Origin of the sequence: Crocosphaera sp. XPORK-15E, assembly GCF_034931425.1 — a bacterium.
GTDB lineage: Bacteria > Cyanobacteriota > Cyanobacteriia > Cyanobacteriales > Microcystaceae > UHCC-0190.
In genome coordinates, this window is sequence record NZ_JAYGHQ010000003.1 from 209,744 (window position 1) to 224,426 (window position 14,683).

The 14,683-nt window shown below is 39.6% G+C and carries 15 protein-coding genes; 10 read left to right on the forward strand and 5 right to left on the reverse strand.

What is annotated here, in order from left to right:
- Positions 1–11: 11 nt before the first annotated feature.
- Positions 12–1,052 carry a hypothetical protein gene (locus VB691_RS03860; protein ID WP_323290137.1) on the reverse strand — a complete coding sequence of 347 codons (1,041 nt, stop codon included), beginning with the start codon at positions 1,050–1,052 and terminating at the stop codon, positions 12–14.
- 169 nt (positions 1,053–1,221) lie between these two features.
- Between VB691_RS03860 and VB691_RS03865 the strand changes: the two genes are divergently transcribed.
- The 7 genes from VB691_RS03865 (at position 1,222) to VB691_RS03895 (ending at position 8,969) form a co-directional block, all read left to right on the forward strand.
- Positions 1,222–2,163, forward strand: a complete 942-nt coding sequence (locus VB691_RS03865) for a serine hydrolase (protein ID WP_323290138.1) — start codon at positions 1,222–1,224, stop codon at positions 2,161–2,163.
- Positions 2,164–2,179: 16 nt separating this feature from the next.
- The gene (gene miaA / locus VB691_RS03870; protein WP_323290139.1) at positions 2,180–3,082 is read left to right on the forward strand and encodes a tRNA (adenosine(37)-N6)-dimethylallyltransferase MiaA; all 903 of its coding nucleotides are present in this window, start codon (positions 2,180–2,182) and stop codon (positions 3,080–3,082) included.
- 102 nt (positions 3,083–3,184) lie between these two features.
- Positions 3,185–4,933, forward strand: coding sequence for a 6-pyruvoyl-tetrahydropterin synthase-related protein (locus VB691_RS03875; protein WP_323290140.1), 1,749 nt, complete (start codon positions 3,185–3,187; stop codon positions 4,931–4,933).
- Positions 4,934–5,006: 73 nt separating this feature from the next.
- Positions 5,007–6,053, forward strand: coding sequence for a zinc-binding dehydrogenase (locus VB691_RS03880; RefSeq protein WP_323290141.1), 1,047 nt, complete (start codon positions 5,007–5,009; stop codon positions 6,051–6,053).
- Positions 6,054–6,064: 11 nt separating this feature from the next.
- Positions 6,065–6,817 (forward strand): glycosyltransferase, encoded by a 753-nt coding sequence (locus VB691_RS03885; RefSeq protein WP_323290142.1) that lies wholly within the window; start codon positions 6,065–6,067, stop codon positions 6,815–6,817.
- A gap of 1 nt (position 6,818) precedes the next feature.
- Positions 6,819–7,943: an FAD-dependent oxidoreductase gene (locus VB691_RS03890; protein WP_323290143.1), complete on the forward strand. Its 1,125-nt coding sequence runs from the start codon at positions 6,819–6,821 to the stop codon at positions 7,941–7,943.
- 42 nt (positions 7,944–7,985) lie between these two features.
- Entirely contained in the window at positions 7,986–8,969 is a 984-nt protein-coding gene (locus VB691_RS03895; protein ID WP_323290144.1) for a glycosyltransferase, read from the forward strand.
- Between the two features lie 123 nt (positions 8,970–9,092).
- Here VB691_RS03895 and VB691_RS03900 read toward each other — a convergent pair whose 3' ends face one another.
- From VB691_RS03900 to VB691_RS03910, 3 genes are all read right to left on the reverse strand, one after another.
- Positions 9,093–10,310, reverse strand: a complete 1,218-nt coding sequence (locus VB691_RS03900; RefSeq protein ID WP_323290145.1) for a glycosyltransferase — start codon at positions 10,308–10,310, stop codon at positions 9,093–9,095.
- An 81-nt stretch (positions 10,311–10,391) separates the two neighbouring features.
- A complete protein-coding gene (locus VB691_RS03905; protein ID WP_323290146.1) occupies positions 10,392–11,126 on the reverse strand; it encodes a hypothetical protein in 735 nt (244 codons plus the stop codon).
- 45 nt (positions 11,127–11,171) lie between these two features.
- Complete coding sequence (locus VB691_RS03910; protein ID WP_323290147.1) at positions 11,172–11,576, reverse strand: NIL domain-containing protein; 405 nt, start codon at positions 11,574–11,576, stop codon at positions 11,172–11,174.
- Positions 11,577–11,665: 89 nt separating this feature from the next.
- Between VB691_RS03910 and VB691_RS03915 the strand changes: the two genes are divergently transcribed.
- From VB691_RS03915 to VB691_RS03925, 3 genes are all read left to right on the forward strand, one after another.
- The gene (locus VB691_RS03915) at positions 11,666–12,217 is read left to right on the forward strand and encodes a thioredoxin family protein (RefSeq protein ID WP_323290148.1); all 552 of its coding nucleotides are present in this window, start codon (positions 11,666–11,668) and stop codon (positions 12,215–12,217) included.
- Between the two features lie 92 nt (positions 12,218–12,309).
- Positions 12,310–12,624, forward strand: coding sequence for a hypothetical protein (locus VB691_RS03920; protein ID WP_323290149.1), 315 nt, complete (start codon positions 12,310–12,312; stop codon positions 12,622–12,624).
- Positions 12,625–12,636: 12 nt separating this feature from the next.
- Entirely contained in the window at positions 12,637–13,338 is a 702-nt protein-coding gene (locus tag VB691_RS03925) for a type I restriction endonuclease (protein WP_323290150.1), read from the forward strand.
- On the opposite strand, the gene VB691_RS03930 is transcribed toward VB691_RS03925, so the two are convergent.
- Positions 13,328–14,650 carry a site-specific DNA-methyltransferase gene (locus VB691_RS03930; protein WP_323290151.1) on the reverse strand — a complete coding sequence of 441 codons (1,323 nt, stop codon included), beginning with the start codon at positions 14,648–14,650 and terminating at the stop codon, positions 13,328–13,330. The two genes, VB691_RS03925 and VB691_RS03930, sit on opposite strands and share 11 nt — an antisense overlap.
- Positions 14,651–14,683: the final 33 nt, after the last annotated feature.

A 14,683-nucleotide genomic window follows, 5' to 3' on the forward strand; every position in this document is an offset into this window, starting at 1 on the left:
TTCTGACTTCGTTAATCATCCCCTTCCGTCATCACCCGTAAACGGACAACTTTTTCCCCTGCTTCGTCAAGTTGGACTTCAATCACTTCACTACTCAAAGATTCCAAAGACGTTAACATCATTCGTAAATGAGGATTACTGGCCCCTGTATCCACATATAACCGATCAGAAAGACTGCCTAACCGTTTCCAGGTGGTGTATAGTTTCCCGACCATTTGTTCTAATTGGGTCGCTTGTTTGACTAAATCAGCAGCAGTATTCAAACAATCTAACCTTAAGGCTTCTTCTAAGGCCATTTCTAAATCTAAGGGCGTTTTTCTCAAGGTTTGAACTTGGGCCGCTGCATCGAGGTATTTGGACAAATTTCTCGCCTCAGTGGTTAACATTTTTACTGTATCCACATCAGGATTTTCCGTCATTTCTTTTTGGATCGCTTCGAGATGACTATCAGGTAATTTTTCCATCTCCTTAACCAAAGGGGCCAGATGACGGGGGGGTAACGTCCCCTCAGATGCCTTTTCCTTCACTTCTGGGGGCAATAAATCCGAACTCATAGCCGTCCATTCATCCGATAGCTGTTTAACTTCTCTACGGGTAATGCGATCGCCTTTTTGGGCCGCCTCACTGACTAATCTTTGCACCTCTGGGGCAGATTTAGCCGTTTCGACAAAGGCCCGTTTACTAAAATTGTTGATAGAATCAGGGTCTAATTGTCCTTCCGCTAATAAAGTATCTGCACTATTAGCCAGTTGAATCAAAGCATAAGCCTGACTTTTGGTGATTTCTCGTTGTTTTAACCAATTGAGAAAACCTGTCCCTCTCCCGTCTCCCCCTTGTTTTTCCCGATCGCGGATCGCCCGTAAAATTCTACCGCGCCAAATATCAGTTTGTAGATCAAAGCGATCGCAAACCTTCCACACTGCATCTAACTGTTGCTGAAAGTCTATCTCTTGAATCTCTTCATCTTCAGGATCAGGTAACTTAAAATTAAAGTCTACAGGGGTTTCTAGGGCATTAAGAATGTCATCAGGAGAAGGGGGGACAGCAACCATATTCGTTCTTCGTGAGTCAGCTTAATCTATCTGAGTGTCGGACTATTCATCATATCACTTACCTGAGTTCGGTGTTAGGCTTCGGCCGTGAGCTCAGCCGAACGGAGTTCGGAGGATGTCAAAGCGAAGTAAATGATATATTAAAAATAATGCTCAATCAGCGATCGCCATGACCTTTTTCCATCAAGATGACACATTACAACACCTCGGCACCCAAATTCTTGAGACGACTTGGGCAGAATTTCCCGAATTAGCTAGGGATCAATTAGCCTTAACTTGGATTGTTTACGATCCCCCTATAATAGTCAATACGGGAGGAGCAATTTCAGCAGAAGAATTTTGGAAATATCCGGTTAGAGGCTTTAGTTATCGGGGAATTGAACGCATTTATCCCGCAAGTATTGTTAAACTCTTTTATTTAGTAGCCATTCATGAATGGTTAGAACGAGAAATGATTCCTGAGTCGGCAGAATTAAGCCGTGGAATTCGGGATATGATTGTCGATTCTAGTAATGATGCCACAAGTTTAGTTGTTGATGTTTTAACGGGAACAACTAGCGGGCCAGAATTACCTCAAGGACCTTTTGAAACCTGGCAAAATCAACGTAATATTGTGAATCGTTATTTTAGTGGTTTAGGTTGGGAAGAATTAAACAATATTAATGTTAATCAAAAGACTTGGTGTGATGGCCCCTATGGGAGAGAACGAATATTTTTGGGGGAAATGATGGAAAATCGTAATATGTTGACTACTAATTCAGTAGGGAGATTATTACATAGTATTATTGGGGGAATTGCTGTTTCTTCCCAGCGATCGCAAGAGATGATGGCTTTATTAAAACGTAGTCTTACCCCAATGGATCTTAGTCCAGAAGAAGAAGATCAAGTGATAGGTTTTATTGGCGAAAGTTTACCCTCTGACGCTGAATTTTGGTCAAAAGCAGGGTGGACAACGCAAGTTCGTCATGATGCTGCTTATATCGAAATACCTGAGCAAAAACCCTATCTTTTAGTTGTGTTTACAGAAGGAAAACATAATAGTAATAATCAGGCAATAATTCCCTTTATTTCTCAAACCGTTGTTAAGGCCATGCAACAACTACAAAACTAAATTTATAAATGTACAAGTGAAGACATCTTTAATTGTTATTTGTGGGGCAACAGCAACGGGTAAATCAGGATTAGGTTTAGAATTAGCACAGCGTTTGCAAACGATAATTATTAGTGCAGATTCTCGTCAAGTTTATCGGGAATTTGACGTTGGAACGGCAAAACCTACCTTATCTGAACAAACATTAATCCCTCATTATTTAATTGATATTTGTGATCCAATTGAGACATTAACCCTAGCAGAATATCAAGAAAAAGCTCAATTTTTAATCAATAATTCAAGCTCAACTCCCCTATTAGTTGGCGGTACAGGATTATATATTAAGTCTATTATTAAGGGATTAAAAATACCAAGAGTGTCACCTCATCCTGAATTAAGATTACAATTACAAGGGTTAGGACAATCACAATGCTATGAAATTTTAAAGCAAGTTGATCCAATTTCTACTCAGAAAATTCATCCTAATGATGAAGTTAGAACCCTGCGTGCTTTAGAAGTATTTTATGTGACAGGAATGCCCATTTCTCAACAACAAGGAGAAAACCCCCCTAATTATCCTATTCTGCAAATAGGTTTAGATTGTTCCCCTGAAAATTTGCAGATGAGAATTGAACAAAGAACAGAAAAAATGATAGAAATTGGTTTAGTTCAAGAAGTTGAAAATATTATCAAAAAATACGGATGGGAGTTACCCTTATTAAATACATTAGGTTATAGTGAAATTAGAGATTACTTAAATAATAAGATATCTTTAGAAGAAGCAAAAGACGAGATTATTTTACATACCCGTCAATTTGCTAAACGTCAACGGACTTGGTTTCGTGCTGATCCAAATATTGAATGGTTTGATGTTTTATCTGCTGATCTTTTGGAACAAGTATGGTTAAGAATACAAGAATTTTTGCATCCAATCTTTTGACAAAGCAGGGCAGATTTGTCCAACATGATCTAAATTGTTAATTGAGATGATGAACAGCTTAGTGCATAATAGTAAGATGTTTTAGTCTTCGAGAAACCACTCATGAAACCCAAAACCCAATGGAACAAAGTTGTGTCTAAAACCTCGAAAATTTCCCATCAGGTCTTACGATTACCCTATTTATGGGAAGGGGTTATCATTTTTCTGTTAATTTTAGCCACCTTAATCATTAATTTAAAGATGATTCGTGATGGACTTAATGGACAAGTCGATCTCAAATGGCATACAACTTGGATTCAACATTTTTCTAAACAACTTTTTGAGGGAATTTGGTATCCTCGATGGTTAGCTGGTACTAATTATGGCTATGGTAGTCCGAGTTTTGTCTTCCAACCACCTTTAGTTTTTTATTTGGGTTCATTGCTCAAATTCAGTGGATTTGATGTGCAAGATACTGTCATTATTCTCTTTTCTCTGGCACTTTTTTTATCGGGTTTGAATTTTTATATTTATGGTCGAAAGAAATGGGGAATGGTTGCTAGTTTTAGCGGTGCCTTAGCTTACATGACGGCTCCTTATCTCGCTTTTGATATGTACTGGAGAGGGGGTCTTCCTTCCATGTTTGCTCAGGCATGGATTCCTTTAATCTGGTGGCTCACTGAACAATCTTTATTCTATGGACAACGCCGAAGGGGTTTAGCCATTGCTTGGGCCATACTCGCTTTAACTCATGGTCCAGGCTTTCTATTATGTTGGGTAATTTGGTTGCCCTATACCTTATTTTTTCTACTTAGTAGATCCTGGAAAGCTGTCGTCTCAACCATCGTCTTTGCTGGAATTGGTTTAGGAATGGCCTCTATTTTCTTATTGCCAGCTATGGTAGAGAAATCTTTTCTTGATCTTGAGTATATTAAACAACAAGTTGGTGGGATTCCTGCGAATCTAATTGGATGGGGAATGCCCCTTTTCCCTTTTAATCGGATTACCTATATTTTTTTCCATCAATCTGTAGCCATTATTATTTTAACCATTCTTGCTGTTGTCTGTTTTCGTTATTCTGTAGCCAATGGTTCCACTAAACAGGAAATCTGGTATTGGTTAATCTTTGCACTACTGCTTGCTTTTCTAATGAGTTCCCTTTCTGAACCAATTTGGCAAGCTAGTCAAACATTACAAAGTGTTCAGTTTCCTTGGAGAATATTACAAATATTTTCGTTTGTTGGTGCTGCTTTATGTGCCTTAACCGTTCGTGAAATTCTGAAACTCCCCCGATCTTTTAGACTTGTCTTCTCGTTAATTGTTGTTGCTATTCTTCTGGCAAATTTTACCTACTCATATAAGTTATCTCGTCAATTTATTGGTCTTCGTAACCCAGGTAAGGCTAATATCGACCACCTTCAATATATTCTGGAAATTTTTAATGATCCCTATACGGATAAATTAAGAGATTACACAGGATATCGTCCTGCCTTAAAAAATGGTCGTCCCTCCCCTCCTACACCTATCATAGGACAACCCAAGGTGTCTGTTCTTAGGGGTCAAGCCAATGTTAAGATCCTACTATGGGACAGCTATCAAAGAATATTTAAGGTGACAGCCCAAGCTCCTTCAACTATCAGAATTCGGACATATTATTATCCTGCTTGGCATCTCTATATTAATCAGGAAAGTCATCCAATCATTATGTCTGATGATGGCACAATGGAATTTAAACTAGAGCCTGGCTTTTATGAAGTTGAATTGCGCTATCAATGGACTCCTGCTTTAATTGGGGGAGCAATTTTAAGCATTTTAAGCGTAATTGTTTTATTCCTATTGGGCAGACATCCCAAGTTAGCGAGGAGGAGGTGAGAGCCTCCCGTCCTTTTCTGGTAGGATTGATGTGTTTAAATCCCTAATGAAGGGCAGCCGTTTTTCAAGAACAATGCACACCAAAAAGTCTCTAATTGTTCAGTCCCCCGGAAAAGCCAACATTCACGAAGAGACGCTAGAGGAATTAAAGCCGGATCAAGTCCTTGTGCGCTCAGTTTTGTCAGCCTTTAAACATGGAACTGAGATGATGACCTATGATGGCTCTAGTCCCTTTCTCAAGAAGAAACTCGATTCGGAGTTGCGGGTATTTGTAGATAATAGCGACGAAGTCCAACGTCACTTTTACCCCCGTCCTTTAGGCAACATGACCGTTGGTATTGTAGAAGCAGTAGGGAAAGAGGTTCAGTCAGTTACAGTGGGAGAAAAGGTGTTTGGATGGCTTCCTGTCGCTAATTACCATGTTATCTCTGCTAATAAAATTCAATCATTGGGGGAGCTAACCCCTGAACAAGCTTTATGTATTGATCCTGGAAATTTTGCCCTGGGGGGCGTTTTGGATGGAGAGATTCGTTATGGGGAAAAAGTCCTCATTACAGGATTAGGTGCCATTGGACTGCTGGCCGTTCAATACTGTAAATTATCGGGCGCGACGGTTTATGCAGCCTCTAGTTTTGCCCTCCGTCGTCAGTTGGCTCTTGAGTATGGTGCGGATGTGGTACTTGACAGTAATCAGGTTGAAGATTTGGGAGTGGAAATCAAGAGGTTAAGCAAGGGAGGGGTGGATCTTGTCCTCGAATGTTCTGGACGCTACCCCAAATTACATCAAGCTGTACGAGCAACCCGCCAATGTGGTCGCGTGGTTTGTGTGGGCTTTTATAGTGGAGGAGCGACGGCCCTAAATCTAGGGGAAGAGTTTTTTCATAATCGCATTACCTTACTCGCTTCTTTACCCGCCTTCAGTTGGAATAATCCGGTACGAGGCCCCCGACCCCTTTATGCTTCGGAACTGCAACAGTTAGTGATCCAAGATTTCCAAGCAAAACGCATCACAGTAGAGGGTTTGCTGCGTCCTATTTATGAGTTTAAGGATGCCGAGAAGGCCGTAGAAACCATTGCTACACAACCCGAAACTGTGATTAAAGTTGCTATTAAATATTAAATAATCATGCCATGAATCATCAGAAAAAAGTCCATGTCACCTTTCCCGTTTTGAATGAGGAAGCACAACTAGAAGACTCGATTCTCAAAACCCTAAAATTCTGTGAAGATCATCAGATCAACAATGTTGAATTTTGGATTGCCGATAATGGGTCTACGGATGGCACCGAATCTATTGGCCGCGGTCTAGAATCCCGTTTTGAAACTGTAAAGTATCTACGGCTTAACCAAAAAGGTGTGGGTCTTGCGTTAAAGTCTGCCTGGTCACAGTGTCAAGCTGATTATGTTGGCTATATGGATCTTGACCTCTCAACCGACCTGAAACATCTTAAACAGGTCTACGATTTGATTCAAGAGGATGATCCTTATACGTTGATTCTGGGTTCGAGATTAAAAAAAGGGGCGAAAGTCGAGAAGCGAACCCTAGTGAGGGAGATTACCTCAAGAGGCTTTAATTTTTGGTTGCGCTTAAATTTACAAGTCGGGTTCACCGATGGGATGTGTGGTTTTAAGTTTATTGAAAAGCAGTTTTATGAACAACTTGCTAAGCAATTTAAGTTTACGGATCAGTGGTTTTTTGCCACTGAACTAGCGGTGCGCTCCGAATGGATGGGAGCTAAAATTTTAGATCTTCCTGTTCACTGGGTCGATGATCCCAACAACTCTAAATCATCAGCCACTATCCTAAAATTAATCCGACAGTACCTTAAGGGTATTGAACGGCTTAGACAGGAGAAAAAAAGGGTCTTGGGGACTAGGAGGTGACGTGAATTACACTCATATTATTGTTGGAGGAGGGGTTTACGGCTGTTACCTCGCACTCAAACTGATGGAAATTGCTCCCAGGGCCAAAGTGTTACTGATTGAAAAGGAACCTGATCTACTACAACGGGCTTCCTACAATAATCAGGCTCGCATTCATAATGGCTATCACTACCCCAGAAGTTTATTGACAGGATTGCGATCGCGGCTAAATTTTCCCCGCTTTATTGAGGAATTTCCTGATTGTGTGGTCAATAATTTTGAGAAGCTTTACGCGATCGGCACTGATCGCTCCAAAGTCACAGCGAATCAATTTCGTCTGTTTTGTCAGCGCATTGGGGCTGATATTAAACCAGCGTCATCTCACTTTCAGAAATTATTTAATCGAGATTTTATTGAAGAAGTATTCCAAGTCAAGGAATATGCTTTTGATGCTGAGAAATTAAAAAATCTCCTGGCCTCACGTCTCGCTCAAACCCCTGTCTCGCTCCTGATGAACACAGAAGCGATCAAAGTCATTCCACCTTCAGATTCTCTAGGGAAAGGGAAACTGGGCTTACTGCTTAAAGATCTGTTGTCAGGGGAAACCCAAGAATTAGAGAGCGAATATATCTACAATTGTACTTATGCCAACCTTAATACCCTTCCCCTCAATAGTGGTCTTGAGCTACTTTATCTCAGACATGAAGCGACAGAACTTTCCTTAGTCAAGATGCCTGATGCTTTGCAAAACATGGGGTTAACGGTCATGTGTGGCCCTTTCTTCTCTGTAATGCCTTTCCCTGCCAAAAACTTGTTCTCTTTCAGTCATGTGAGCTATACTCCTCACTATCAATGGTCGGAAATTCCCTCGGCTGAAAATTTCCAGCAGCATCGTCCCCCATTTCCCTTAAAAAGTAATTTTGAGCGTATGGTACGGGATGCTGCTAGATTTTTGCCCCTTCTCTCCGACTGTTCCTATGTAGACTCTCTTTGGGAAGTAAAAACCATTCTTCCTCAAAGTGATGGTGATGATAGTCGTCCCATCTTGTTTAAAACAGACTCTGCTGTACCCCGCTTTATTTCTGTTTTGGGGGGCAAAATTGACAATATCTTTGATCTCGATGAAGCACTTTTGGAACACTATTAACTATGATTGGGAGCCTGTAAGCTAGTGAGGTACGATGTCTTTGTGTCTCTAGTCATTCCCTTTTCTGACGATGGGGATATTCTTGAGACTGTGATTGATGAAGTGGCAACAGTCCTCAAGGAGAATTACAAAAATTACGAGATTATCTGTGTTGATGATGGTTCTCTTGATCACACCAGAAGCTTATTTGAGGGGTATCGGGAAACAGTGGATTGTTTACGATACTTTAGACTCTCCCGAAGGTTTGGACTAGAAGTGGCTATTTCCTGTGGTTTAGAACAGGCGATCGGTGATGTGGCTGTTGTTCTTCGTCCCGAATCTGATCCTCCTGGGTTAATTCCAGAATTTGTTGAGGAGGCCCGTAGTTGTAAAGGTATTGTAGTTGGTCAGCGCAACTTGTTTAAGCGGCGTTCCCTACTCTATCGACTCACCTACAAAGCTTATTATGGACTATGCCAACTACTGCTGGAAAGGCCGCCGATTTACTGCTCTACGCACTTTATGGCCTTAACTAGAACTGCACTGAATAGTTTACTGAGAATTAAAGACACTTATCGATATTTGCGTGTTCTGAGTTTGTATGCAGGATTTTCGATCAAAATCCTAAAATACCAACAACTTCAACGACGGAAACCAGAGAGACATCGAAATTTTCTGTTTCTCCTTGATGATTGTGTTTCAATGATTATATCCAATTCAGTTCGACCTTTAAGACTCGCTAGTGCTATTGCCTTACTCAGCAGTTTTTTGAACTTTTCTTATTTATTTTATGTGATTTTTCTGCGCGCTTTCTTTTCTTGGGTTCAACCAGGTTGGGCGGCCACTTCTTTTCAAACTGCTACCATGTTCGGACTTCTTTTTTTGGTTATTTCTGTCCTCTGTGAGTATCTAACACGACTTCTCCAAGAGGTCAAAGTTCGCCCTCTTTATTTTATTGCGGATGAAATACATAGCAACGTTATGCTGATAGACTCCGAAATACGCAACGTCGTTTATCAGGAAAAAGGCGAAAATCAACTTGAATAAGGGATAATGAGGGTTAATCGAATATTCACCCCCTTCTGTTTCTGAAACAAATTCGATGACAATGGCAGGAATATCACCCTCTATATGGGGCGTATAGCTACGTCGAATCTCATTCATTATTCATTATTCATTATTCATTGGTGAATTATCTACTTCAGTGACTCGCCAACTTAACTTTAAGTTAATCCAGAAATTCCAAAGGGTGACACAGACAATAGCCAAAAAATTAGCCAAATATCTATTCAACTGAAAGACATTAAAAAATATATTCAATAGTAAAACATTAAGAACTAATCCCGCTAAACAAACAATATTAAACTTAATTAACCGTTTCACGCGCTGACGCTTTCCAGGTTGAAGACGAGCAATATCTCTAAATGTCCAGAAATCATTCCAAATAAAATTATTAATAATCGCTAATTCCGCCGCAATAATTTTACTACGAGTTAAAGACCATCCCAGGGTATTTTCATCACTTAATAAATAGAGAAACCCCATATCAACCACAACACCACTTAAACCCACCAAACAAAACTGAAGAAATCGTGCGGATAAAGATAAACGTAACCTGACAAGATGTTGTAGATATTCGATATATTGTTTCCAGGTAACTTTACTTTCCCCTGCTTGACGTTCTCGAAACACATAACCCGCTTCCGCCAGCCAACGAATTTTACCCCTTGCTGTCACTTCAATCAGAATTTTATAGCCAACTGGACTTAAAGTTTTGCCCGCGATCGCACTACGACGTACCATAAAATAACCACTCATGGGGTCAGACAAACGGCCAATGACTTCAGGAAGAATCATTAACCCCAACATTTGCGCCCCACGGGAGAGGAAACGGCGGATAATACTCCATTCACTGACCCCACCCCCTTCAACGTGACGACTTGCTAAGGCTAAATCAGCCCCTTTTTCCATTTCTTGTAACAGTTGTTCTAAGACTTCGGGGGGATGTTGTAAATCCGCATCAATCACCCCTAAAACTTCCCCTCTGGCCGCTTGCCAACCGCGAATAACAGCCGTTGAGAGGCCTTTTTCTTCCACCCGACGCATTACCCGCAATTGAGGGTAATCAGGGGTTAATTCTAGGGCTAGTTTCCAAGTTTGATCGGGACTATTATCATCCACAACGATCAATTCATATTCCCCAAGCATGGAGTGATCGAGTAATTCACTTAAAATTTTGACAATATCAGCAATATTACCCGCCTCATTATAAGTCGGAAGCACTAAAGAAAACTTCAGGGAATGATTATCAGAAATCTCTAAGGTTTTTGGGATTTCAGGAATTTGTAATAAGCCAGTGGGAACGGGCAATAAAGATTCATTGAGCATTAGTAATTGATAATAGCTATGTTATAGGCAAATACTATCCAGTCAAGTTTACCGTAATCTGTCCCTTTTTTGAGTGGCCTTTTATAAACCCTGTCCGACTTCCAGATATCGTGTTTTTCCATTTACATAAATCACCGCTTTTTGATTTTGTACCCCCATCAAAACACCCCCACTATTGCCTACAGCTTCTCCAATCTCAAAGCGTCGGGTAATCCCATTGAAGGTAAATAAGACTGAGGATCTTTCCCCAGCGTCTAAAACACCAACTAAGGTATGATTCCCATTCGTTACGGGTTGGGAGTTTGAGGCAATTTCTGGGGGAACAGATAAGGAAGTTTGGCCAGGTACTAATACTGGAACCGTTGCCGGGGGCGCAGCAGCAGTGGGGAGGGGAAGGGGTGGGGGGGCTGGTATATTATTGAGCTTAATGGGAGTTTGGGGAGAGGGAGGTGTCACAGTTCCAGGGTTTGCAGGGGCGGAGTTTGGGGGATACATTGGCACGTAAATCCGTTCAATGATCTTCTCAGGGGTTTTTCCGGCCGGGGTAACGGCCACTGTTGAAAGATTCTCTTGTGTGGGCTTGACTAAGGTGCGTTGAGTTGATGTTTGGTCAAGCATTTTTAAGGACTGTTGTAAATAGGTGATAAATCGGGCATCTTCGGTTGATAGAGGCGGCTTTGTGATGGGTTGCTCTTTGGGTTTAGAGACTTGGCTGACTAACCACACCAGCACTAAGATTAAGTAAGCACTGGCAACCCCAAAGAGAATTTTATCGAGATGTTTGATGACAAGGCGATCGCTTTGAATCGGGTTCACATCCTTTCCTCACTGGTAAATTAGTTATTATTGTGGCATCAAATCTCAAAAATTCGTAGAAATGGCCTGAACGGGACAAGCGGGAATACATTGTTCGCAAACCACACAACGCGATCGCTTAAAGACTAACTTAAATGTCTCTGGATCTAATACTAGGGCTTCTGTGGGACATACTCCCGTACATAAGCCACAGTCTACACATTTATCTTCATCAATGACAATTTCCCTGCTGGCTAAGGATACCCCGATTTCTTGCGATCGCATCCATTCTAGGGCAGCCTCGATCGCGTCAATATCCCCTAATAATTCTAAGACTAATTTTCCGACTTGATTGGGGGCAACTTGGGCCCGAATAATATTGGCTGCAATGTTAAACTCTTTGGCTAAACGATAGGTTAGGGGCATATGAACCGTTCGTTTGGGAAAGGTTAGGGTGACTCGTTTTTTCATAAGTTAAGTTGGGGCAATTCACAAAAGTTGGCACAGGGACAAACAATTATATTAAATTAGTGAAAGCTCTCATCTTTTTAATATTTTTTATGTCTGAACTTGTTAGTGCTAACCGCGTCAGAAATATCTTAATTGCTTTTGCTGCTATTACCCTCAGTATAGCGATCTTTTTTGGCTTTCAAACCCAAACGGGTTCTGTTTCTTTAGAGGCACAGGCACAAGCAGCAACCCCCATTGAAGTCGCTTTAAACAACGGCAAACCAACTTTAACGGAATTTTATGCTAATTGGTGTACCAGTTGCCAAGCTATGGCCCCAGAATTAGCCCAACTAAAACAAAAATATGAGAAATCAGTTAATTTTGTGATGTTAAATGTAGATAATAGTAAATGGTTGCCGGAAATTCTCCGTTATCGGGTTGATGGTATTCCCCACTTTGTTTTTATTGATGATACTGGAGAGGCGATCGCTCAAACCCTTGGAGAACAACCTCCCTCGGTGATGGAAGCAAATTTAGATGCTTTAATTGCCCATCAAACCCTACCCTATGCCTATTCTACGGGCCAAACCTCGGACTTTAATACCCCTGTTAATACTCCTTCTAGTGATCCTCGTAGTCATGGGGCCCAGGTTCAATCTTAGTGTAAGGGGGTGAGGAGAATGTTCACCAATGAATAATGAATAATGAATAATGAATAATTATTCATTGATAATAGACATCTATCAAGACAAAAATGGCAATTATTGTTAAACATCAAACAACAGGCCACCATTATCTCTTGGTGGGGACGGGGTTAGGAACTGATCAAGCTTTACCTTCTTCTCGTTTACTGAAAAATTGGCTACCTGCAACGGTGGCAGTCTGCGATCGCCAGGGGGAAATTTTTTGGCTTCCTGCTGCGGAAATCATCGTCATTGAAGTAGATGGGACTCCTCCTGCTGACTTATTACCAGAACCCGAAATTCCACCCCCACCCCCTGAACCGGAAATGAGGGTCAATTCTGATGTTGAAGTATTTGAGGATGATGAGGATGAAGACTGGATCTAAGAAATCTTAATTATGATTGATGAAACTGAATTGCTTAATTTAGCTGTTACTAACATCAGAACTGTCTTAGAATATAATCCCTACAAAAGTTACAAAGGGATTAAGAATAGACAGGAATTTCAGCAATTAATTGCTGGTGATCCAGCTTTTGGTGTTCTTGGTTTAGATGATGAACGATATATTATCGCAAGAGTAGGAGGAAACCTTATTACTTCCTTACATCGTAAAATTGGTGATATGTATGAGGCTTTATTTAGATATTTATTGAAGGAACGTTTTGAATTAACAGAAGAAGACCTTAATTTTAGTGTAGAAGTTAAAATCGGGGATCGTATTCAAATGAGATCAACAGATGGATTAATTAAAAAAGATAAATTCAATCAAAATATTCCCCAAGAATGGTCACAATATGAAGGTATCGGATTTGAAATTCGTTCTTGTTATCAAATTGGTGATTCTAAAAGAATCCAAGCAGATTATGATATGTCATTAAAATTAAAAGAACAAAACATATTACCCGTTATGATAGTTTTTTGTAATACTTCCTTAAAAAGTCCGTTGGCTAGATTATCTAAAAGTTGGAATCTATATCAAGGAGAAGAAAGTTTTAACATAGTCCATTCTATTACAAGGTTTGATCTTTATGATTTTTTGCAACGAAACTCCGATGTTATAAAGCAAGAAATCAATAATATATTTTTGGCTAACTTTTAATACAAATAGCGGTTTCATATAATCGCTTTTTTCCTCCTCTCTTTCTAAAAGAAATTATTTTTTCGACCTTAAAACCTTCATGTTCAAAAAGTTGAGACAAAATCACCTCTGTAAATATCTCAACATTAGATAAGCGTGAATTTCCAACAACATAAACGCCTTGAAACCGCTCTGATACAATCTCTTTCAAATGTTTAATATGTTGCCACAAATCTATAAAATATTTAGTAGCATAATTACACATTAAAATGCTTTTTTCTTTTAATTCATCATAATAAGAAAGATAAGGTTTTATTTCATCAGGAACCTCTAACAAGTCATTCTGTAATATTGATGTTGCTTTCCCCCATGTTCCCCCAATAGACTGTAAATCTATTGCAGTCGCTTGTTGAACAGTATCTAATAACTCCATAAAATATAATTGAGGTCTAGTTTGATGAACATAACTATATCGATTAGGATAGGGGGGTGAAGTAATAATAAAATCAACTGAACCAGGAATTATCTCTTTAAAAGACTGGGTTGAATCTCCTAAAATAATAGAATTTAGTTCTGAATGATTTCTAATATTTGTGTTTAAATTATAAAGATCATCAGCAATAATTTGGAGATTTTTGCGAATCTCAGCATAAACATCAATCTCTCTTGTATGATGATCATCAAACGTAATTGTAGGGTGGTTTCTATGAATATTGGCACAATCTAAAGCAGCTTTATTAACGGCCAACCATAGATAAGGATAGATCGATGAATAGTTTTTTTTACAAATAATTTCACGACCAATAATAAGATCTTTTAAAATTGTTACTTTCCACCAACGAAAAACATTATGAATAATGGGAATTCGGGTATTAAATTGTTCAATAACTAAGTCTAGGGATTGATTGTCATAAGTTTGAATTATCTCTGCTATTTCTTTAAGATAATTTGTAAAAAGTTCAAGATGATCAATCTTCCAACTTAAGGAATAATTACCCACTGTTTGCAGTAGGGGGTTAAGTTCAATACCATAAGCTTTAACGCCTTTTTTTTGACATTCAATAATCGTCGTTCCTCTCCCACTAAAGGGATCACAAACTAAATTGTCTTGAGTAACCTCTAAATCTTTTAAGAAAAATCGGACTAAATGAGGGGAATAACTCGGAGTCAACCGATACCAGCGATGGACTAATTCTGTTTGTCCTCCCTTAAAAGTAATATCACCGATGTCAATTTCTTGATAGTTAAAGCCCGATTTTTTGAGATTACGATGAAAACAGTTTAACTCTGGCTTACTTGGTTCTTCAAAAATAGAAAGTTGCTGATATTTCAAATTACAAACTCCTAATATCATCAATTAAGTAAG